Here is a 21,053-nt window from a genome sequence, read left to right as displayed (position 1 = left end):
CATCAGTGACCGAGCAACAGGCCTACAAGGAGTTTGTGTGATGCGTAAATTGACCCGCGCCCTGTGTCTGGCTGGTGGCCTTGCCGCCATGGCGACTCCGATGCTGGCACAGGCCACCGAAGTCGCGGTCCTCGACTGGCGCCAGGCGCTGTTGAGTTCCGACTCGGCCAAGATTTCCATGAACCAGCTCAAGAATCAGCTGGCCGGCAAGCAGGATCAGGCCAAGGCACTCGCCAAGGAACTGGAATCCCTGCAGGCCAAGCTGCAGAAGGACGGCGCCGTGATGTCCGACTCCGAGCGTCAGTCCGTGCAGCAGCAGCTGCGCCAGAAGGGTGGCCAGTTCCAGCAGCTGCGTGGCCAGGTCCAGCAGCAGCAGCAGCAGGCGGAGCAGACCTTCCTCAAGCAGTCCAAGCCGAAGCTCGACAAGGCCATCCAGCAGGTCGTCGACAAGCATGGCATCGAGCTGCTGGTCGACCGCAATGCGACGGTCTACAGCAAGGATGGTCTGGATCTGACCAATGAAGTGACTCAGGTGTTCAACTCGCTCAACTGAGTGCATCCCGCGCGTGCAAGCGTGCGGGATGTGTTGCATCCGAGCATGCCAACGCGAATGCGAGCCAGAGGCGCTCAGCGCCCAGAGACAGAATGAAAAAGCGACAATTCTCTTACACTCTCGAGGATCTGGCCCAGCGGCTGGGCGCTCGTCTCGTCGGTGACCCGGCTGTCCGGGTCACCGGCCTGTCGACGCTGGTCGATGCTGAGCCCGGCGATATCGCCTTCCTCGCCAATCGCGCCTACCTCAAGTATCTCGGGGAAACCGCCGCGACTGCCGTGCTGCTGCATGAAAGCCATCTTGAAGAGTGCAAGGGCAATGCCCTCGTGCTGGACAATCCGTATCTGGCCTACGCTGAGCTGTCGCGTCTCTTCGATCCGTTGGCGGTCGAGCCTCAGGCGAGCGTGCACGCCAGTGCCGTCATCGACGAGACCGCAACCCTGGGGGCCAATGTCGAGGTCGGCCCGCAGGTCGTGATCGGCCCGGGCGTCAGCATCGGTGACAATACGCGCATTCAGGCGGGTTGCGTGATCGGGGCCGACAGCGTGCTGGGCGAGGGCTGTCTGCTGCATCCCAATGTCACGCTCTATCATGGCGTGGTGATCGGGGCGCGCGCGGTGCTCCACAGCAGCTGCGTGATCGGCGCCGATGGCTTCGGTTTTGCCCACGATGGCAAGGGCTGGCACAAGATCGCTCAGCTCGGCGGCGTGCTGATCGGCGATGATGTCGAAGTCGGCAGCTGCACCAGCATCGATCGTGGCGCGCTCGGCGACACCATCATCGGCAATGACGTCAAGATCGACTCCCAGGTCCAGATTGCGCACAACGTCCAGATCGGGGATCACTCGGCACTGGCGGGCTGTGTCGGCATCGCCGGCTCCACCAAGGTCGGGCGCTACTGTCTGATGGGCGGCGGTGTGGGTCTGGCGGGGCACCTGGAAATCGCCGATGGCGTGCAGGTGACCGGCATGAGCCTGGTGACCAACTCCATCACCAAGCCGGGCGTCTATTCCTCCGGCACCGGCGCGATGGACAATGGCCTGTGGCGCAGAAATGCCGTGCGTTTCAAACAGTTGGATCAGTTGGCGCGACGCTTGAATCAGGTAGAGAAGAGTTTGAAGGACAAGTAGTACTGCAAGCCCGGGTAGTACCTGTCCAGAGCGGGGGCTCGCACCTGCTTGGCACACTGTCGGGCAATGAGCGGCTGCCAGCCACGCGCAAGGACGCTATAATGCGCGCCATTGCCCGAACGGCGGTCCGGACCGTCATTACATGCCTGCCCGCGAGCGGCAGGCATTTCGTTATTTCAGAGGTTGCAAGCCAATGGTTATGGACGTCAACGAGATCCGTGAGTATCTCCCGCACCGCTATCCTTTCCTGCTGATCGATCGTGTCATGGACCTGACCCTTGGCGAGTTCATCGTTGCGCGCAAGAACGTCAGCATCAACGAGCCGTTCTTCAATGGTCACTTCCCGGAGCACCCGATCATGCCGGGCGTTCTGATCGTGGAAGCCATGGCTCAGGCGGCGGGTATTCTCGGCTTCAAGACCGTCGACAAGCGTCCCGCCGATGGCTACATCTACTATCTCGTCGGAAGCGACAATGTGCGCTTCAAGCGCCCGGTGATGCCGGGTGATCAGCTCGAGATCAGCGCCCGCGTGCTGCGCGAGAAGCGTGGCATCTGGAAGTTCGCCTGTCAGGCCAAGGTCGATGGCGATGTGGTCTGCGAGGCCGAAATCATCTGTGCCGAGAGGAAGGTCGCTTGATACATCCTACTGCCATTGTCGATCCCGGCGCCCGCCTGGCCGATGATGTCGAGGTCGGCCCGTTCTGCGTGATCGGCGCTGATGTCGAGATCGGCGCTGGCACGGTGGTGGGGCCGCATGTCGTCATCAAGGGCACCACCGTCATCGGTGAGCGCAATCGTATCTTCCAGTTCGCGTCAGTGGGCGAGGACTGTCAGGACAAGAAGTACGCCGGTGAGCCGACGCGTCTGGAAATCGGGGATGACAACGTCATCCGCGAGGGCGTGACCCTGCATCGCGGTACCGTCCAGGATGCCAGCCTCACGCGTATCGGCAGTCGCAACCTGTTCATGGCCTACTCGCACGTCGGTCATGATTGCATCATCGGCGACGACTGCATCATGGCCAATCAGGCGACGCTGGGCGGCCATGTCCATCTCGGCAACCACGTCATTCTGGGTGGCCTGTCGGCGGTGCATCAGTTCTGCCATATCGGCGAACATGCCATGGCGGGTGGTGGCTCCATCATCACCAAGGACATCGCGGCCTTCGTGATGGTCAATGGTCATCCGGCGGAAGCGCATGGCCTCAACAGCGTCGGCCTCAAGCGTCGTGGCTTCAGCCGCGAGACCATCTCCGCGCTGAACACGGCCTACAAGACGGTCTTCCGTCAGGGACTGACGCTGGCCCAGGCCCTCGAGCAGCTGGAAGCCGAGCCGCCGCTGGCCGAGCGCGATGTCTTCATCGCCTCGCTCAAGGCGTCCACTCGCGGTCTGACTCGCTGAGCATGCGCATCTACCTGGTAGCCGGGGAGCTCTCCGGTGACATCCTCGGTGCCAGCCTGATGCGAGCGCTCAAGACGCGCTATCCCGATGTCGAGTTCCGTGGTATCGGCGGCCCGCGCATGCAGGCCGAGGGCTTCGACAGCCTCTATCCGCTGGAAACCCTGTCGGTGATGGGGCTGGTCGAGGTGCTCAAGCATCTGCCGGCACTGATCAAGGTGCGTCGCCATCTGTTGCGCGACGCCCTCGAGTGGCAACCCGACGTGATGATCGGCATCGATGCCCCGGACTTCAATCTGGGGCTCGAGCTGCGCCTGCGCAAGCAGGGCATCACCACCGCGCACTACGTCAGCCCCTCCGTGTGGGCCTGGCGTCAGGGGCGCGTGAAGACCATTCGCCGCGCCGTCGATCGCATGCTGACCTTCCTGCCCTTCGAGGCCGCCTTCTATCGTGAGCATCAGGTGCCGGTGACCTTCGTCGGCCATCCGCTGGCCGATGAGTTGCCGCTCGAGGATGATCGTGCTGCTGCCCGTGGGCAGTTGGGGATCGACAGTGATGTGCAGCTGCTGGCGGTATTGCCGGGCTCCCGCGCCAACGAGATCCGCTTCCTCGGCGAGACCTTCCTGGCCGCCATCGAGCGTCTCTGTCAGCGTTATCCCGGCCTTGAGGTGGTGATCCCGGCGGCCACACCGCTGCGGCGCACCGAGCTCGAGTCCCTGATGGCGGAGCACGAAGGGCTGGATCGCAGTCGCATCCATCTGGTGGATGGTCAATCGCGTGAAGCGATGACCGCCGCCGATGCCGTGCTGCTGGCGTCCGGCACGGCAGCGCTCGAATGTCTGCTCTGTCATCGTCCGATGGTGGTGGCCTATCGCATGGCGCCGATGACGCATCGCATCGCGCGGCATATGGTCAAGACCGAGTGGATATCCCTGCCCAACCTGATCGCCCGCGAGACGCTGGTGCCGGAGCTGATCCAGGACGCCGCCACGCCGGAGTCCATCGAGGAAAGCCTTGCGCCATTGCTGTCGCGTGCCGCCGGTGACGTCGCTCGCCAGCGCGAACTGCGGGAACGCTTCACCGCCATGCATCGTGAACTGACCTGTGATGCCAGCGCCGCGGCCGCCATCGCCATCGGTGAACTGGCCGGACGCTGATCCCGCGTGTCGCCGCCAGACATTGCGCTACCCTTGATTGAATCACCTCGACAGGCAGATCGCATTGGCGCTCTGCCTGTTGTCTTACGCCTCGAGATATCATGACCGACTCTGCCGACAGCCACGCCACCACGCCTTCTGCGCGCAAGCGTAAACCCGCCGATAATTTTCCGCCGCTGGTGATTCCCTATCAGGGGCAGTTGCTGGCCGGTATCGACGAGGTCGGGCGTGGGCCGCTGGTCGGCCCGGTGGTGGCGGCAGCGGTGATTCTGGACCCGAATGACCCCATCGAGGGCATCACCGACTCCAAGAAGCTCAGCGATAAGAAGCGTCTGGCCCTCTACGAGCAGATTCGAGCGCGCGCCTGGGCGTGGGCGATCGCCGAGGCCACCAGTGACGAGATCGATGAGCTGAACATCTATCAGGCCACGCACCTGGCCATGCGTCGCGCCATCGATGCACTGGGCGTGCGCCCGGAATACCTGCTGGTGGATGGCAATCGCCTGCCGGGGCACGAGATTCCCGGCATGGCGGTGGTGAAGGGCGATCTGCGTCACGCTGCCATCGGCGCGGCCTCGATTCTGGCCAAGGTGCATCGCGACGCCCAGATGGCGGCGCTGGATTCACACTTCCCCGCCTATGGCTTCGCGCGTCACAAGGGCTACCCGACCCGCGAGCATCAAGCCGCCATCGAGGAACATGGCATCCTCACCCTGCACCGCAAGAGCTTCGGGCCGGTCAAGCGGCTGTTCATGTCGGGTCACGTGCCACGGGCCGTGCCGCCGGACGCGCTGATCGCGCTCTCGACCCCGCAGGCCGCGACGCCAGAGACGGTGACGCCGAGCGAGCCGAGCCAGCGTCCCACGGCAAAAAAGCCGCCAGCCGTGGTCTGACTGATGCCAGTGAGACCACGGCATCCCCGTCAGTCGAGCCTGCCCGGCCAGACGCTACACCTTCAGACGATGGCGCTGACAGGCTATCCTTGAAGCCCGAGCCCGAGCCTTCAGCCTCGCCGCCGCCGACAGCACGCGCAGCGACGACAGCCCCAGCCGCAACCGAATCCTTCACCGTCACGCCGACTTCACGAGCCGATTCCATGACCACGCCCTTTGTTCACCTGCGCGTTCACACCGAGTTCTCTCTCGTCGATGGTCTGCCCGGCGTCAAGCCGCTGATCAAGGCGACCGCCGCGGCGAGCCAGCCGGCTGTCGCGGTGACTGACGAGGCCAACCTGTTCGGACTGGTCAAGTTCTACTCCAATGCACGCGGTGCCGGCATCAAGCCGATCATCGGTGCCGACATGTGGATGACCAATTCCCAGGATGCCGCGCGGCCGTATCGCCTCACGCTGCTGGCGATGAATGACACCGGCTATCGCAATCTTACCGAGCTGATCTCGCGCGGCTGGACCGATGGCCAGAAGCAGGACCGCGCCTACCTCGAGAAAGAGTGGGTCTTCGAGCAGGCCCAGGGGCTGATCGTGCTGTCCGGCGGTCGTGAAGGTGAGATCGGCCGCCATCTGCTCTCTGATCACGAAGATACCGCGCGGACACTTCTCGACGAATGGAAGGCGGTGTTCGGGGATCGCTTCTATCTGGAGCTGACCCGCACCCAGCGTCAGTACGAGGAAGAGTGCCTTCATCTGTCGGTGGCGCTGGCCGAGGCCACCGATACGCCGGTGGTGGCCACCAATGATGTGCGCTTCCTCAAGCGTGAAGACTACTGGGCCCATGAGACGCGCGTCTCCATCGGCGAAGGCAAGGCGCTGGATGACCCGCGGCGCGAGACCCGCTACAGCGATGAGCAGTACCTGAAGAGCGCCGAGGAGATGAGCGAGCTGTTCTCCGACATTCCCGAAGCGCTCGAGAACAGTGTGCTGATCGCGGCGCGCTGCTCGGTGACCGTGCAGCTGGGCACCTACTTCCTGCCCGAGTTCCCGGTGCCGGAAGGCATGACGATGGACCAGTTCTTCCGCAAGGTCTCGCATGATGGCCTGACGGAGCGCCTCGACAAGCTGTATCCGCACGCCAGGCATCCACGCGACAGCGAGGCCTGGGCCGAGATCGAGCAGCGCTACCGCACGCGGCTGGATTTCGAGCTCGACATCATCCTGCAGATGGGCTTCCCCGGTTACTTCCTGATCGTCATGGACTTCATCCAGTGGGGCAAGGACAACGGCGTGCCGGTCGGTCCGGGGCGCGGTTCCGGTGCCGGCTCGCTGGTAGCCTACGCTCAGAAGATCACCGATCTGGACCCGCTGGAATATGACCTGCTGTTCGAGCGCTTCCTGAACCCGGAACGTGTCTCCATGCCTGACTTTGACGTCGATTTCTGTATGGAGAAGCGTGACCGCGTGATTGACTACGTGGCCGAGCGCTACGGGCGCAACGCGGTCTCGCAGATCGTCACCTTCGGCACCATGGCCGCCAAGGCCGTGGTGCGTGACGTGGCGCGCGCCCAGGGCAAGCCGTACTCGTTGGGCGACAAGCTCTCCAAGCTGATTCCCTTCGAGGTCGGCATGACGCTGGAGAAGGCCATTGAGCAGGAGCCGCAGCTCAAGGAATTCATCGACAACGACGAGGAAGCCCAGGAAATCTGGGAGATGGCGCTCAAGCTCGAGGGCACCACCCGGGGAACTGGCAAGCATGCCGGCGGGGTAGTGATCGCGCCGACCAAGCTGACCGACTTCGCGCCATTGCTGTGTGATGAGGACGGCAGTGGTCTGGTGGTCCAGTTCGACAAGAATGACGTCGAGGAGGCCGGACTGGTCAAGTTCGACTTCCTGGGCCTGCGTACCCTGACCATCATCGACTGGGCGATCGAGATGGTCGACAAGGTCCGCGAGCGCGAGGGGCTGGCACCGCTGGATATCGATGACATACCCCTGGATGACGCCAAGACCTTCGACATGCTGCAGAAGGCGGAGACGACAGCCGTCTTCCAGCTGGAATCCCGCGGCATGAAGGAGTTGATCAAGAAGCTCAAGCCCGACTGCCTGGAAGACATGATCGCCCTGGTGGCCCTGTTCCGTCCCGGTCCGTTGCAGTCCGGCATGGTGGATGACTTCATCAACCGCAAGCACGGCCGCTCCGAAGTGTCTTATCCACACCCGGATTACCAGCATGAGCTGCTCAAGCCGGTACTGGAGCCGACCTACGGCATCATCCTGTACCAGGAGCAGGTCATGCAGATCGCGCAGGTACTGGCCGGCTATACGCTGGGCCAGGCCGACATGCTGCGCCGCGCGATGGGCAAGAAGAAGCCGGAAGAGATGGCCAAGCAGCGCGCCGGCTTCATGGAAGGGTGTGCGGACAAGGGTATCGACAAGGACCTGGCCGGCAACATCTTCGACCTGGTGGAAAAATTCGCCGGTTACGGTTTCAACAAGTCGCACTCGGCGGCCTATGGTCTCGTTTCCTACCAGACCGGCTGGCTGAAGGCACATTATCCGGGGCCGTTCATGGCGGCGGTGATCTCCACCGAGATGCAGACCATCGAGAAGGTGGTGCCGCTGATCGAGGAGTGTCGCCATATCGGCCTGACGGTCACGCCGCCGGATGTGAACCTCGGTGGCTACAAGTTCACCGTCGACCTGGAAGGGCATGTCGTCTACGGCCTGGGCGCCATCCGTGGCGTGGGCGAGGGCCCGATTGATGCCATCGTCAGTGCGCGTGCCCAGGGTGGGCCGTTCAGTGACATCTTCGACTTCTGCAAGCGCATCGATGCCAAGAAGATCAACAAGCGCACCCTGGAAGCGCTGATCCGCTCTGGCGCGCTGGACAACATCGGTCCGTCGCGTGCGGTGCTGATGCTGGCAGTGGAGGATGCGCTCAAGGCCGCCTCCCAGAATCACGCCAACAATGATGTCGGCATCACCGACATGTTCGGCGATGCCTTCAGCGAGCCGGAAACCGATGTCTATGCCGGCTATCGCAAGGCGCGCGAGTGGACCGACAAGGAGCGCCTCACCGGCGAGAAGGACACGCTGGGGCTCTATCTGACCGGCCATCCCATCGATGAGTATGAGGGTGAGCTCAAGCGCTTCATCAATGCGCGCATCAGTGATCTCAAACCGTCGCGTGAGCCGCAGCGCATAGCCGGGCTGGTGATCGCCATGCGCACCATGAAGTCCAAGCGGGGCGACACCATGGCCTTCGTGACCCTGGATGACCGCACCGGACGCATCGAGGCCTCGATGTTCGGTGAGCTCTACGATCAGGTGCGCAACAAGCTGGTACCTGACAGCGTGGTGATCGTCGAGGGCGAGGTCAGCCAGGATGACTATTCCGGTGGCCTGCGTCTGCGCGGCAAGGATGTCACGCCGATCATCGACGCGCGGGCGCGCTTCGGTGAGGCGGTCGAGATGAGCATCGCCGCCGAGGACATCGGCGGTCGCTTCACCCAGCAGCTGACCACCTTGCTGACGCCACACCTGGCCAGTGAAGGCCTGCCGATGCGCCTGCGTTATCGCAACGCCGCGGCGGAGGCCTGGCTGGAGCTGGGCGAGCAATGGCGCGTTGCGCCCAGTGATGAGTTGTTGATCCAGCTGGGTGAGATGGAAGGTCAGCGAGGTGTGCGCCTCAAGTACCGTGACTGACTTGCTGGCCGACAGGATGATGCCTGCCTCGCCAAGCGGCGGGGCAGGCACAGCACCGAGATGAGCGGCGTGGGCGCAGAGTTAATCCACGCCTAACAGGCGGGCAAGGTTTGCACCTGTCGAACAGGGTGCGATAATGCCTGTCCATCTTTTCCGTACCCAATTCCATGCCGACTGTGACCGCCGCGAGCCACAGATCGCCTGAGCGTGTGCTCAGGGGGAGTGACCCGGCCGACTCGCTTTCCTGGCTGCCCGAGACGACGAACGAAACGCCTTATGAATCCCAATTATCTGGACTTTGAACAGCCGATCGCCGAGCTGCAGGCCAAGATCGAGGAACTCCGTCTGGTCGGTAACGACTCCCAGGTCAACCTGTCTGACGAGATCGCTCGCCTGCAGGAAAAGAGCACCAAGCTCACCGAGTCCATCTTCAAGGACCTCGGCGCCTGGCAGGTCTCCCAGCTGGCACGTCACCCGCAGCGCCCGTATACCCTCGATTATCTCGAGAACCTGTTCACGGACTTCGATGAGCTGCACGGCGACCGTCACTACGCGGACGACGAAGCGCTGGTCGGCGGTATCGCGCGTCTCGACGACAAGCCGGTGATGGTGATCGGTCACCAGAAAGGCCGCGACGTGAAGGAAAAGGTGCGTCGCAACTTCGGCATGCCGCGTCCGGAAGGCTACCGCAAGGCCTGCCGTCTGATGGAGATGGCCGAGCGCTTCAAGATGCCGATCCTGACCTTCATCGACACCCCGGGTGCCTATCCGGGCATCGGTGCCGAGGAGCGTGGTCAGTCCGAGGCCATCGCCTACAACCTGGCGGTGATGTCGCGTCTGAAGACGCCGATCATCTCCACTGTCATCGGTGAGGGTGGTTCCGGCGGTGCACTGGCGATCGGCGTGTGTGACGAGCTGAACATGCTGCAGTACTCCACCTACTCGGTGATCTCGCCGGAAGGTTGTGCTTCCATCCTGTGGAAGAGCGCCGAGCGTGCCGCCGACGCCGCTGATGCGATGGGCATCACTGCCTCGCGCCTCAAGGAGCTGGGCTTCGTCGACAACCTGATCAAGGAGCCGCTGGGTGGTGCGCACCGCAACCCGCAGTCTGCTGCCGACAGCATCAAGGCTGCGCTGGGTGAGGGTCTGGAGCGTCTTGGCGCCATGGATACCGATGCCCTGCTGGAGCGTCGTTACCAGCGCCTGATGAGCTACGGCGCACCGGCATGATCCCGGTGCCTCTCGCGTGATGCGCGATCGGCTCATGCCCGCGTGACCAGGACGCCTCCGGATTCTTCCGGGGGCGTTCTTGCGTTCAGGGCCGGCGTTTTCGCCTCCACTTCCTCTTCTCCACCACTTCCTTCCTCCGCTTCGCGACAGGAGCCCGACATGTCTCTGTCCCCCTCACTGGATTCGCTGTACCTGCGTGCTCAACCGCTGAGCGAGATGGCAGAGTCGCGTGCACTCGTCGCCGTGCGCGAGGCGCTCGAGGCCAGCGATGCCAGGCGCACGGTATGGGTCGCGCTCTCGGGTGGGCTGGATTCGGTGATGCTGGCGCGCCTGGCGGCACGTGCGGTCAAGGACTGCCCGCGTCGACTGCGGCTGGTGCATGTGCATCACGGCCTGCAGGCAGCCAACGATGATTTCGAGCAGCTGGCGCGCAGGCTGGCCTCGCGTCTCGGGCTGCCGCTTAGCGTGCGTCATCTGGCGCTGGCGGAGACGGCACTCAAGTCGCGAGGACTGGAGGCGGCAGCTCGCGAAGGGCGGCTTGTGGCGCTGAGCGCCTGTCTGGCGGCGGGGGATAGCCTGTGGCTGGCGCAGCATCAGGATGATCAGGCCGAGACGCTGTTGCTCAACACGCTGCGTGGCAGTGGCGGGCGCGGGCTGGCGGCCATGCCGCCTGAGCGGGCGCTGGCCGTGGGCGAGGCGTTCCCCGGGCAAGACCAGTCCGCCCATGAGCGGGCACGACTGCTACGGCCGCTGCTGGGGATCTCGCGCGATGAACTCCAGACACTGGCGAGCCGGCATGGCTTGCAGGCCGGGCGCGACTGGTGCGAAGACCCCAGCAATGTCGATCAGCAGTTTGATCGCAACTACCTGCGCCACAGTGTCGTGCCGCTGTTGCAGGCGCGCTGGCCGCAGGCCGTGGCCAGCCTGGCGCGCTCGGCGCAGCAATTGCAGGAAGAGCAGTCCTTGCTTGATGAGCTGGCGGCCGAGCTGCTGGCGAAGGTTCAGGTATCAGGTGCAAAGCACCTGGCTCAGAGACAAGGGCAGGGGCAGGTACAGGGTCTTGATCAGGGCCTGAATCAGGTGCGGGAGCAAGAAACGCAGTTGTCACTGGCGGAGCTGGCAGGCTTGAGTGAGTCACGCCAACGGCTGGTCCTGCGCCATCTATGCCAGTCGCGTGGCTGGCCGGTGCCGCCGCGGGGTCGCTTGATGAGCCTGCAGCAGTTGATCGCCACGCCGCCCGACTCGGTGGCCGAGGTGCACTGGGCCAACGCCAAATACACCCTCAGCGTGCGCGCGTGGCGCGGTCAGCTGTGGTGGCAGGTGTCAGATACCGTTATTGAGCAGGGTGTGCGTCATCGACAAGGCGATACCGGCTACGCGAGAAGTGGTCGCCAACCCGGCGAGACGCCTTCCTGCGAGTGGGATTCTGAGGCACGCAAGGCATGGCGGGCGCTGGGGAGGGGGGAAGAGCATGTTGCCTTCACGTCGCGTCAGCCGGGAGATGTACTGCGAGTGGCAGGGCGGGGGCGGCGCGATATCAAGCGTTTGCTGCAGGAAGCCGGCATCCCGCCCTGGCAGCGTGAGCAGTTGCGAGTGGCGCGCATGCACGATGGGACAGTCGCGGGGTTGTGGCACCCCTCGCGGGGCTGGTGGCTACTGGCCTCACTCACATCGCAGTGAGGCCGGCGGGCGATCTCGCCGATATCTTGCTTGGGGCTCGCTCAGGAATCGGCCAGTGTCAGCGTCATGCCGGCGGCTTTCTGCAACTCGCTTTCCTGGCTGAGGTCATCGTTGATCAGGCTGTGATCGCGATATTCCTCGGTCAGATTGAGCGTCAGATCGTCGCCTTCGGCGCTGAGATGCATGCCGAGTATCGGCGCTTCTGAGCGTGAATGGTTGAGCATCACCGCCATGCGCAGCAGGCGCGCCAGGCGCGCCAGACGCGGTTGCTGCGGCCCCGGCAGCGCCGCCAGTTCGTTCTTGGGGAACTTGCGACGGTGGGCACGGACCAGGAAGGCCAGCGCGCGCTGTTCGGGACGCGAGAAGCCGAGCAGGTCGGAATGCTCGAGCAGGTAGGCGCCATGGCGATGGAACTGGCTGTGGGAAATCGCCTGGCCGACTTCGTGGAGTTCGGCGGCCCAGCTCAGCAGTTGACGTGACGTCGTCCCCAGCGCCCAGTCGCCGGCGACCTGATCGAACAGCTGCAGGGCGGTGTCGCGCACATTGCTGGCGTGGCGGGTATCGATGCCATAACGACGCTGCAGCGACTCGATGGCTGACAGGCGTGAATCCTCCGGCGTGTTGCGCCCGATCAGATCGAACAGCACGCCTTCGCGCAGCGCGCCGTCGGAGTAGCGCATCTGCTCCAGCCCCAGTGCCTCGAAGACACCGCACAGAATGGCGATGCCCGCCGGGAAGACGGTGGCGCGATCGCTCTTCAGGCCAGGCAGGCTGACCTTGTCGAGACGTTTGAATTCCAGTAGCGCCGCGCGCAACTTGTGTAGCCCTTCGCGTGTGACCACGCCATGCGGGGCCCAGCCGTGCGCTTCCAGCACGTTGGCGGCGGCCTTGATGGTGCCGGAGGAGCCGACCGGGTCATCCCAGCCCATCTCGCGATAGGTGCGCTGGATGCTGGCCAGTTCCGAGCGTGCGGCCAGCTCGGCGCGGCGCATGCGCTTCTCGCTGATCTCGCCATCCTGGAAGAAGGCCTTGGTATAGGCAACGCAGCCCATGTGCAGGCTTTCCAGCAAGCGTGGCTCGAATTGCTCGCCGATGATGAACTCGGTGGAGCCGCCGCCGATATCGACGATCAGACGCTTGCCGTGCACATCGGCCAGTGCATGCGCCGCGCCCAGATAGATCAGGCGGGCTTCTTCGCGCCCGGCGATGATCTCGATGGGATGCCCCAGCAGAGCCTCGGCACGCTCGATCAGTTCTTCACTGTTATGCGCGGCGCGCAGGGCATTGGTACCCACGACCCGCAGATGGTCGGCCTCGATGCCATCGATGAAGGGTGCGAACTGGGCGAGACAGTTGAGGGCGCGCTCCATGGCTTCTTCGCTGAGCATGCCGTCTTCGTCCAGCCCTGCCGCCAGCTGGACCTTCTCACCCTGCTTGGCCACGACCTGCAATTGCCCCGCCTGATGGTTGGCCAGCAGCAGGTGGAAGCTGTTGGAACCCAGATCGATGGCGGCCAGCTTCAGCAGCGGGGCCTCGTTGCCGGCGCTGCCTTCATCAGAGGTGGCGGGTTGCGGGTGCTGGAAGGGTGCTGATTCACTCAAGGGCGGAGTCCTTTACGGCGGGTCATTCATGGCAGGCATCATGCACTGCCTCCTTCACGCCAACTCCTGCGACGGCTTCCTTGCGTGGCGACCATGGCGCAATGAAGTTGTCGTGAGCGTGGGTGGTCACCGGACGCGAGCCTGCTGCGGGAAGATGACGCTGGCAGCAGGTCGCGGCGGCGACTCTCGCAAGATTGCGGCGACTGGCCAGAGGTGTCAAACCGGTGGCACCCACGGAGCCATCACCACGAGGGGCTGGCGGCACATTCAGCGCATGGGGCATGCTATTCTAGCGGCGTGATATGACAGAACGACGAAGTCGCGGGTCATCATCACGCACAATGAGTCGCAAGCCATCACGCAGCAAAATCAGCAAGACCAACCGGGTCTGGGAGATAACGTCGCGATGAGCGAACGTGTGGTACCGATTGCAGAAAGGGACTTCGAATCCGTGGTGCTGGAAAGCGAGCATCCGGTGCTGGTAGATTTCTGGGCTTCCTGGTGCGGGCCGTGCAAGAGCGTGGCACCGACGCTGGAATCCCTGGCAGAGGAATACGAAGGGCAGCTCAAGATCGTCAAGGTCGATGTCGATGAAGCCCCTGAGCTCGCTGCCCGCTTCGGCGTGCGCGGTGTGCCGACATTGATGCTGTTTCTGGGCGGCAATGTCGAAGCCAGCAAGGTGGGCGCCATGCCGCGCGCGCAGCTGGCTGCCTTTCTGGATGCCAATCTGTGAATCGGGCCTTGCTGCCCTCGGGGGCCTTGAGGCGTCAGTGAAAGCGCTACGTCAGCGGCGGCTATCGCAGCGCTGGCTGGCCGCTAGCGAGCGCTTCAGGCAGCGCCGGGTGCGCCACCAGGCCGCCGGGGCTTGCGTTCAGGGGCCGGCTTGACTACCATCGAGGCGTTCGCCTGATTACACGCTCTCTGATTGCGTCATGTCGACCGTCCCACGGTCCCCCAGTTGTCAGCCAGCCCTCTGGTAATGCTGCCCGCGACTCGCCGGCCAGCCTCCAGGCGATTCATACCGCTAGATTTCATATCGAGAAGACTTTTCCGTCAGCAAGCATGATGCGCCGTGTCCCTTCGACCGGTCCGTCGTCGCTGGACATCCGTAGCTCGACACTCCGTCGCTGAATCCGTTGTTCGCCGTGGTGAGTGATCTTTCCTGAACTTTTGGCACCTGTCTTCATCCAGCTCAGGCGCTTGCCTCCGGGAATGCTGTCGAGTTCTGTCTGCACCCTTGCAGTGCCGGTCCTTGCCTTCTGCCCGTCTTCTCGATTCCCTTCTTATCTATCAGCTCCGCTGACCTGAGCCACGTTCAAACAAAGCCGATGAATCTTACCCAACTCAAGCAAAATACTGTCCCCGAACTGCTGGAACTTGCCCAGACGATGGGCATCGACAATCTGGCACGTTCGCGCAAGCAGGACATCATCTTCGCCATCCTCAAGAAGCACGCGAAAAGCGGTGAGGACATCTACGGCGACGGCGTTCTGGAAATCCTGCAGGACGGCTTCGGCTTCCTGCGCAGTGCAGACTCTTCCTACCTCGCGGGTCCTGATGACATCTACGTTTCACCGTCTCAGATCCGTCGCTTCAATCTGCGCAAGGGCGACACCATCTCCGGCAAGATTCGTCCGCCGAAGGAAGGGGAGCGTTACTTCGCGCTGCTCAAGGTCAATCAGATCAACTTTGACCGCCCCGAGAATGCCAAGCACAAGATCCTGTTCGAGAACCTGACGCCGCTGTTCCCGCAATCCCGTCTGCTGATGGAAATCGGCAACGGTTCCACCGAAGACATCACCTCACGCATCCTTGATCTGACCGCACCGATCGGCAAGGGTCAGCGTGGCCTGATCGTCTCGCCGCCCAAGGCGGGCAAGACGATGATGTTGCAGAACATCGCCGCCTCCATCACGCGCAACAACCCCGAATGTCACCTCATCGTGCTGCTGATCGATGAGCGTCCCGAGGAAGTCACCGAGATGTCGCGTACCGTACGCGGCGAAGTCGTGGCCTCCACCTTCGATGAGCCGCCGGCCCGTCACGTCCAGGTCGCCGAGATGGTGATCGAGAAGGCCAAGCGCCTAGTCGAGCACAAGAAGGATGTCGTCATCCTGCTCGATTCCATCACGCGTCTGGCACGTGCCTACAACACCGTGGTGCCGTCCTCCGGCAAGGTTCTGACCGGTGGTGTCGACGCCCACGCCCTCGAGAAGCCGAAGCGCTTCTTCGGTGCCGCGCGCAATATCGAAGAAGGCGGCAGTCTGACGATTCTCGCCACGGCGCTGGTCGATACCGGCTCCAAGATGGACGAAGTCATCTTCGAGGAATTCAAGGGCACCGGTAACATGGAAGCTCACCTCGACCGCAAGCTGGCCGAGCGACGCGTCTTCCCGGCCCTCAACATCCGTCGCTCCGGCACGCGTCGTGAAGACCTGATCGCGTCCGAGGATGAAATGCAGCGCATGTGGATCCTGCGCAAGCTGCTCAACCCGATGGAAGATGTGGCTGCCACCGAGTTCCTGATCGATCGCCTGAAAGATACCAAGACCAACCTCGAGTTCTTCGAGGCCATGAAGCGCCGCTGATCGAGGCCGGCCCTGCCGCGATGGCGGGCCATGTCCACGACGTGCGCTGCCTGAGACGCCCACTTCCCGCCCGGGAAGTGGGCGTCTTGCGTTGTTGGTCTGCCGAGTGCCGGCTGGCAATGGTATGCTCGGGGCTTGATCAAGCCGAGCGGAAACTCCCATGCAGTATCGAGACTTACGCGATTTCATCGCGGCGTTGGAAGAGAAGGGCGAACTCAAGCGCATTCGTGCCGAGGTGGACCCCTATCTGGAGATGACCGAGATCTGCGATCGCACCCTGAAGGCAGGGGGGCCGGCGTTGCTGTTCGAGAACGTCAAGGGCCACAGCATGCCGGTGCTGGGCAATCTGTTCGGCACACCGCGGCGCGTGGCGCTGGGCATGGGCCAGGAGTCCGTCGAGGCGCTGCGTGAAGTCGGCGAGCTGCTGGCCTTTCTCAAGGAGCCGGAGCCGCCCAAGGGCTTCCGCGATGCCTGGGACAAGCTGCCGATCTTCAAGCAGGTGATGAGCATGGGGCCGAAGAAGGTCAAGCGTGCGCCCTGTCAGGAGATCGTGCTGGAAGGGGAGGATGTCGATCTCGACATGATTCCGATCCAGCACTGCTGGCCCGGGGATGCCGCGCCGCTGGTGACCTGGCCGCTGGTGATCACCCGCGGTCCGCACAAGGAGCGCCAGAACCTCGGCATCTATCGTCAGCAGAAGCTCGGCAAGAATCGCCTCATCATGCGCTGGCTGGCACATCGTGGCGGTGCACTGGACTTCCGCGAGTGGCAGAAGGCCCATCCGGGCGAACCCTTCCCCGTCGCGGTGGCGCTGGGTGCCGATCCGGCCACCATTCTCGGCGCTGTCACGCCGGTACCGGATTCACTCTCCGAGTATGCCTTTGCCGGTCTGCTGCGCGGCTCGCGCACCGAGCTGGTCAAATGTGGCCTGTCGGATCTCGAGGTCCCGGCCAGCGCCGAGATCATCCTGGAAGGCTATCTGTATCCGGATGACGTGGCACCGGAAGGCCCCTACGGCGATCACACCGGCTATTACAACGAGGTGGAGACCTTCCCTGTCTTCACCATCGAGCGCATCACCCATCGGCGCGACCCGATCTATCACTCCACCTATACCGGGCGTCCGCCGGATGAGCCGGCGATTCTCGGCCTGGCGCTCAATGAAGTCTTCGTACCGATTCTGCGCAAGCAGTTCCCGGAAATCGTCGACTTCTATCTGCCGCCGGAAGGCTGCTCCTACCGCATGGCGGTGGTGACGATGAAGAAGCAGTACCCCGGCCACGCCAAGCGCGTGATGATGGGAGTCTGGAGCTTCCTGCGTCAGTTCATGTACACCAAGTTCGTGATCGTGCTGGATGATGATGTCGATGCCCGCAAGTGGGAAGATGTCATCTGGGCCATCACCACGCGCATGGACCCGAGCCGTGATACCGTTCTGGTCGACAATACGCCGATCGATTATCTGGACTTCGCCTCGCCAACGGCGGGGCTTGGCTCCAAGATGGGCATGGACGCGACCAACAAGTGGCCCGGCGAGACGGACCGCGAGTGGGGCGAGCCTATCGTGATGAGCGAAGAGATCACATCCCGTGTCGATGAACGCTGGGACAGTCTGGGCATTCTGGACTGATTCCGCGACAGACCATCAACACCCATGCATTTACCCTGTCGTCGCGCGGCGCGCTGGCGGCAGGCATCAGACAACAAGAGGATACGATGACGGCGCGGACCCTGACCTGTCATGTCGAGAGTGTGGAAGATCTGACCCCGGACGTGTTTCGTGTGCGCTTCGCCGCACGTCCCGAGGCCCTGGCGCACGCGCCGGGCCAGTATCTCGAGATGAAGCTCGATGACACCACCTGGGTACCGTTCTCCATCGCCAATGCCGCCAGTGATGATGGCGTGCTGGAGCTGCATATCCAGCATTGGCCGGAACGCAGTAATTCCGCGCGTCTGCGCAGCCTGCTGGTCGCGGCCAATCAACTTGAGCTACGCTTGCCCAGTGGTGAGTGCGTGCTGGACCTCGACGACCCCAGCCCCATCGTGCTGATCTGTGCCGGCACCGGGTTTTCGCAGATGCACGCCATGCTGCAGGCGGCGTTTGCGCGTGGCCTGACCCAGCCCATCGAGCTGTGGTGGGCCGCGCGTGAGCGTCGCGATCTGTATCTGGAGAGTGCGGCACTCAACTGGGCTGCCAGCCAGCCGAATTTCCGTTATGTGCCGGTGCTGGAGGAGGCACCGACACACGGTGACGCCCATCATCGCGCGCTGGAAGCGGCCGGGGTCGAGGCGAGCTTCAAGGGCCATATCGGTCGTATCGACCAGGCGCTGCGTGAGCACGCCGACAGCATGGCAGGCAAGCGTGTCTATCTGTCTGGGTCGCCGGGCATGGTCTATGCCTGCGTCGACGCACTGACGCCCCTGGGAGTCGAGGCCAGCGCGCTGAGCTCCGATGTCTTCAGCTATGCGCCACGCGAGCCGCTGCTGGACCCGGCTCTGATGCCTGCCTGAATGAGTTTCCGGTACGAGGAAAGCGTGACATGAGTCAGTCCCCGATCCTGATCACCGGTGGTGCCCAGCGGCTGGGGCGTTACTGTGCCGAGCGACTGATCGATGATGGGCACCCCGTCATCGTCAGCTATCGACGCGAACGCGAAGAGCTCGATGCTCTGCGTGCGCTGGGTATCCGCACCGTTCAGGCGGATTTCTCCAGCGAGGCGGGCATCCGAACTTTCATCGCCGCGATTCGCGAGCTGACGCCGACGCTGCGGGCCATCGTGCACAATGCCAGCGACTGGGCACCGGATGGTGACGGCGAGGGGCAGGATGAGGTATTCGAGCATCTGTTCCGTGTCCATATGCAGGCGCCTTATCTGATCAACCTGGGATTGCGCGACCTGCTGGAAGCCGGGGTCGAGACGCAGGCGGATATCGTCCACATGAGTGACTTCGTGGTCCAGAAGGGCTCGCGCAAGCATGCGGCCTACGCGGCCAGCAAGGCCGGGCTCGAGAACCTGACCTTGTCGTTCGCGTCGATGTTCGCGCCGCGCATCCAGGTCAATACCATCGCGCCGGCGCTGATCATGCTGCGCCCAGGCGATGATGATGACTATGCCGAGCGTGCGCGCGCCAAGTCGTTGATGCAGCAGGTGCCCGGGCCAGGCGTCATCTGGCAGGCACTGCGCTATCTGCTGGATAGTCCCTATGTCACGGGCACGACCCTGCCGGTGGATGGGGGGCGCCACCTGCGCTGATAGCGTGTGTCAGTGGTCTTTCGGTTATCGCTTTTGATTTTCGAGGCGTGACATTCGAGACCTGAGCACCGCACAAAAAAGCCCCCGCTTCTTAGCGGGGGCTTTTTTCGTTGTTGCGACCGTTGTTATGACATCCTGCACTGGCGAAGCGCTTACAGGATGTGGCGGCCCTCGACCGGCGTCAGCTGACCCTTCTTGAGGGTCGGGCCCATCTGGTTGCCGGAGGGCGCGCCCTGCGGGCTTTCCAGCGTGATCACCAGATCGCTGTCGGGGAAGGCGGCCAGATACTCCTTGGGCACCTCGACCTTCATGGTGCCGGAGTGCGGCAGGATGCCCAGTGACATCGGTTCCTTGCCATCCTTGGCCATCAGCCACAGCTCGCAGACCTTGCCGGGGGCCGGCGCTTCGGGCCTGACGGCCTGTACCATCATCTCGCCCGAGTGGGAGGCGTTGACGATCCAGCCGGGGCTGCTGTCAGGGTTGTTGACCACGAACACGTAGTCGCTCTCCATGCCTGCGTTGTGCCCCAGGCTGAAGGTCAGGGTGACTGCCAGCGCCAGGCTGAACGCCGTGGCGGTCATGCCCTGCCACAGGCCCAGGCGACGCCACCAGGGCTGACGGGCGGTCCCCGTCGCCTCGGCGATGCCTTGCCAGACATGGGCCGGTGGCGTGACGGGGGGAAGCTGTTCATTGAACACGTTGAGATGCTCGCGCCAGCGCTCCACATCACGTTGCAGGTCGTGGCTGACGGCCAGCAGTGACTCGAATGCCGCGCGCTCGTCGCGTGTCAATGTGCCGAGCGCATACTCGCCCGCTGCGGCTTCGCGCAGTTCCGGGTCGCTCAGATCAAATGACTCATGCATGTCTTCAACCTCTCGAGTCCACGACGGACCCAGCTCTTGACGGTGCCCAAGGGCTGGTCCAGTTGATTGGCCAGATCCTGGTGGGTGAGGCCTTCGAAGTAGGCCAGTTCCAGGGCGCGGCGTTGATCGTCATTCAGCTCGGCCAGGCACTGGTGGAGTTCACCACTGTGCTGGGCCAGGTCGACATCTGCCTCGATATCACTCCGCCCCGGCATGGCGGCGATCAATTCATCGCTGTCATGCTCGCTGGGTCGCTGTCGACGTATCCAGTCGATGGCGATGTTGCGGGTCATGGTGCCGAGCCAGGTCATCGGGCGGGCGCGGCCGGCGTCGTACTGGCTGGCGGCGGCCCATACCCGGATGTAGACCTGCTGAAGACAATCCTGCGCGGATGCCTCATGTCTCAAGATACGCAGCAACTGAGCGTATAGATGCGCACTGGTCGCTCGATAGAGCTGATCCAGTGCCTTGGCATCCTGCCGGGCGCATCCCGACAGATACTCAATCAGTGCATCATTTCGGGAATCCTGCATGCATGCATTCCAAGCTGTGGGCGCGGTGTCAGGCACCGCTGGACGAATGCGTGTTGCCGATCATGTTGCTCGACAACCAAAGATTATACTGATGCCACTTCAGGCTGATAGCCCTTCTTTATGCGTGCGGGCAACGGTTTGTTGCCGGTTCACGCTTGCGCAGGACGATCTGGAGTGCAAGGATAGGCCTAACACCTTTTTCATCGTCACCACTGGATATCGGCCCGCCCCATGAATCAGACCACCAGCCACCGCCCGTTCACTGTCGCTGCCTGCCCTTCGGGCCAGGTCGTGACGGCGGCGTGTGCGGCCGGCTATTGGTATTGGTTTACACAGGGGCGCGCCTGAGGTTACGGCGCGCCTGTCTCGCACGGGCTGCCACCACCTTGAAGAACCCCCGGTCGCAGCCACGGCCGGGGGTTCTTGCGTTTCGGGCCTTGCGAAATCCATGACGAGAGGCATGTCACCC

Annotated in this window: 16 protein-coding genes and 1 pseudogene; 14 read left to right on the top strand and 3 right to left on the bottom strand. The window is 63.3% G+C overall.

Features of this window, described 5'->3' with window-relative positions:
• Nucleotides 1-40: 40 nt before the first annotated feature.
• The 9 genes and pseudogenes from AC5WNJ_RS15225 (at nucleotide 41) to tilS (ending at nucleotide 11,745) form a co-directional block, all read left to right on the top strand.
• Complete coding sequence (locus AC5WNJ_RS15225; protein ID WP_175089669.1) at nucleotides 41-553, top strand: OmpH/Skp family outer membrane protein; 513 nt, start codon at nucleotides 41-43, stop codon at nucleotides 551-553.
• Nucleotides 554-645: 92 nt separating this feature from the next.
• Nucleotides 646-1,683, top strand: coding sequence for a UDP-3-O-(3-hydroxymyristoyl)glucosamine N-acyltransferase (lpxD, locus tag AC5WNJ_RS15220; RefSeq protein WP_176678044.1), 1,038 nt, complete (start codon nucleotides 646-648; stop codon nucleotides 1,681-1,683).
• Between the two features lie 193 nt (nucleotides 1,684-1,876).
• Entirely contained in the window at nucleotides 1,877-2,320 is a 444-nt protein-coding gene (fabZ, locus tag AC5WNJ_RS15215) for a 3-hydroxyacyl-ACP dehydratase FabZ (protein ID WP_175089667.1), read from the top strand.
• Nucleotides 2,317-3,084, top strand: coding sequence for an acyl-ACP--UDP-N-acetylglucosamine O-acyltransferase (lpxA, locus tag AC5WNJ_RS15210; protein WP_043333008.1), 768 nt, complete (start codon nucleotides 2,317-2,319; stop codon nucleotides 3,082-3,084). The genes fabZ and lpxA overlap by 4 nt, the downstream gene beginning before the upstream one ends.
• Before the next feature lie 2 nt (nucleotides 3,085-3,086).
• Complete coding sequence (gene lpxB, locus AC5WNJ_RS15205) at nucleotides 3,087-4,238, top strand: lipid-A-disaccharide synthase (RefSeq protein WP_253064169.1); 1,152 nt, start codon at nucleotides 3,087-3,089, stop codon at nucleotides 4,236-4,238.
• 101 nt (nucleotides 4,239-4,339) lie between these two features.
• A pseudogene (gene rnhB, locus AC5WNJ_RS15200) lies at nucleotides 4,340-4,984 on the top strand (ribonuclease HII); the annotation flags it as partial.
• A gap of 350 nt (nucleotides 4,985-5,334) precedes the next feature.
• Entirely contained in the window at nucleotides 5,335-8,835 is a 3,501-nt protein-coding gene (gene dnaE / locus AC5WNJ_RS15195; RefSeq protein ID WP_495930112.1) for a DNA polymerase III subunit alpha, read from the top strand.
• A gap of 276 nt (nucleotides 8,836-9,111) precedes the next feature.
• The gene (gene accA, locus AC5WNJ_RS15190) at nucleotides 9,112-10,065 is read left to right on the top strand and encodes an acetyl-CoA carboxylase carboxyl transferase subunit alpha (RefSeq protein ID WP_176678040.1); all 954 of its coding nucleotides are present in this window, start codon (nucleotides 9,112-9,114) and stop codon (nucleotides 10,063-10,065) included.
• A gap of 159 nt (nucleotides 10,066-10,224) precedes the next feature.
• Nucleotides 10,225-11,745: a tRNA lysidine(34) synthetase TilS gene (gene tilS, locus AC5WNJ_RS15185; protein ID WP_176678039.1), complete on the top strand. Its 1,521-nt coding sequence runs from the start codon at nucleotides 10,225-10,227 to the stop codon at nucleotides 11,743-11,745.
• Between the two features lie 41 nt (nucleotides 11,746-11,786).
• On the opposite strand, the gene ppx is transcribed toward tilS, so the two are convergent.
• Nucleotides 11,787-13,346, bottom strand: coding sequence for an exopolyphosphatase (ppx, locus tag AC5WNJ_RS15180; protein ID WP_495930111.1), 1,560 nt, complete (start codon nucleotides 13,344-13,346; stop codon nucleotides 11,787-11,789).
• 406 nt (nucleotides 13,347-13,752) lie between these two features.
• Between ppx and trxA the strand changes: the two genes are divergently transcribed.
• The 5 genes from trxA (at nucleotide 13,753) to folM (ending at nucleotide 19,188) form a co-directional block, all read left to right on the top strand.
• Entirely contained in the window at nucleotides 13,753-14,079 is a 327-nt protein-coding gene (gene trxA / locus AC5WNJ_RS15175; protein ID WP_166018619.1) for a thioredoxin, read from the top strand.
• 595 nt (nucleotides 14,080-14,674) lie between these two features.
• Nucleotides 14,675-15,934, top strand: coding sequence for a transcription termination factor Rho (gene rho, locus AC5WNJ_RS15170; RefSeq protein ID WP_077377862.1), 1,260 nt, complete (start codon nucleotides 14,675-14,677; stop codon nucleotides 15,932-15,934).
• Nucleotides 15,935-16,094: 160 nt separating this feature from the next.
• Nucleotides 16,095-17,564 carry a 4-hydroxy-3-polyprenylbenzoate decarboxylase gene (ubiD, locus tag AC5WNJ_RS15165; RefSeq protein WP_175089660.1) on the top strand — a complete coding sequence of 490 codons (1,470 nt, stop codon included), beginning with the start codon at nucleotides 16,095-16,097 and terminating at the stop codon, nucleotides 17,562-17,564.
• An 86-nt stretch (nucleotides 17,565-17,650) separates the two neighbouring features.
• Nucleotides 17,651-18,445 (top strand): FAD-binding oxidoreductase, encoded by a 795-nt coding sequence (locus AC5WNJ_RS15160; RefSeq protein WP_176678036.1) that lies wholly within the window; start codon nucleotides 17,651-17,653, stop codon nucleotides 18,443-18,445.
• Between the two features lie 29 nt (nucleotides 18,446-18,474).
• The gene (gene folM / locus AC5WNJ_RS15155; protein ID WP_176678035.1) at nucleotides 18,475-19,188 is read left to right on the top strand and encodes a dihydromonapterin reductase; all 714 of its coding nucleotides are present in this window, start codon (nucleotides 18,475-18,477) and stop codon (nucleotides 19,186-19,188) included.
• A 152-nt stretch (nucleotides 19,189-19,340) separates the two neighbouring features.
• Here the strand turns inward: folM and AC5WNJ_RS15150 are convergent, their stop codons facing one another.
• Together AC5WNJ_RS15150 and AC5WNJ_RS15145 are read right to left on the bottom strand one after the other, a co-directional pair.
• Entirely contained in the window at nucleotides 19,341-20,051 is a 711-nt protein-coding gene (locus tag AC5WNJ_RS15150) for an anti-sigma factor (RefSeq protein ID WP_176678034.1), read from the bottom strand.
• Entirely contained in the window at nucleotides 20,030-20,584 is a 555-nt protein-coding gene (locus AC5WNJ_RS15145; RefSeq protein ID WP_176678033.1) for a sigma-70 family RNA polymerase sigma factor, read from the bottom strand. The genes AC5WNJ_RS15150 and AC5WNJ_RS15145 overlap by 22 nt, the downstream gene beginning before the upstream one ends.
• Between the last annotated feature and the right edge of the window lie 469 nt (nucleotides 20,585-21,053).

It is taken from the genome of Cobetia sp. PDI-23MA (genome assembly GCF_059507735.1).
The sequence above is the reverse complement of the archived record's forward strand: the minus strand, read 5'-3'. Positions and strand labels throughout refer to the sequence as shown.

Excerpts from the sequence above, each read along its gene's own strand:
- AC5WNJ_RS15225 (WP_175089669.1), top strand. The coding sequence starts at position 41 with ATGCGTAAATTGACCCGCGCCCTGTGTCTGGCTGGTGGCCTTGCCGCC.
- lpxD (WP_176678044.1), top strand. The coding sequence starts at position 646 with ATGAAAAAGCGACAATTCTCTTACACTCTCGAGGATCTGGCCCAGCGG.
- fabZ (WP_175089667.1), top strand. The coding sequence starts at position 1,877 with ATGGTTATGGACGTCAACGAGATCCGTGAGTATCTCCCGCACCGCTAT.
- lpxB (WP_253064169.1), top strand. The coding sequence starts at position 3,087 with ATGCGCATCTACCTGGTAGCCGGGGAGCTCTCCGGTGACATCCTCGGT.
- dnaE (WP_495930112.1), top strand. The coding sequence starts at position 5,335 with ATGACCACGCCCTTTGTTCACCTGCGCGTTCACACCGAGTTCTCTCTC.
- accA (WP_176678040.1), top strand. The coding sequence starts at position 9,112 with ATGAATCCCAATTATCTGGACTTTGAACAGCCGATCGCCGAGCTGCAG.
- tilS (WP_176678039.1), top strand. The coding sequence starts at position 10,225 with ATGTCTCTGTCCCCCTCACTGGATTCGCTGTACCTGCGTGCTCAACCG.
- trxA (WP_166018619.1), top strand. The coding sequence starts at position 13,753 with ATGAGCGAACGTGTGGTACCGATTGCAGAAAGGGACTTCGAATCCGTG.
- rho (WP_077377862.1), top strand. The coding sequence starts at position 14,675 with ATGAATCTTACCCAACTCAAGCAAAATACTGTCCCCGAACTGCTGGAA.
- ubiD (WP_175089660.1), top strand. The coding sequence starts at position 16,095 with ATGCAGTATCGAGACTTACGCGATTTCATCGCGGCGTTGGAAGAGAAG.
- AC5WNJ_RS15160 (WP_176678036.1), top strand. The coding sequence starts at position 17,651 with ATGACGGCGCGGACCCTGACCTGTCATGTCGAGAGTGTGGAAGATCTG.
- folM (WP_176678035.1), top strand. The coding sequence starts at position 18,475 with ATGAGTCAGTCCCCGATCCTGATCACCGGTGGTGCCCAGCGGCTGGGG.
- AC5WNJ_RS15150 (WP_176678034.1), bottom strand. The coding sequence starts at position 20,051 with ATGCATGAGTCATTTGATCTGAGCGACCCGGAACTGCGCGAAGCCGCA.
- AC5WNJ_RS15145 (WP_176678033.1), bottom strand. The coding sequence starts at position 20,584 with ATGCAGGATTCCCGAAATGATGCACTGATTGAGTATCTGTCGGGATGC.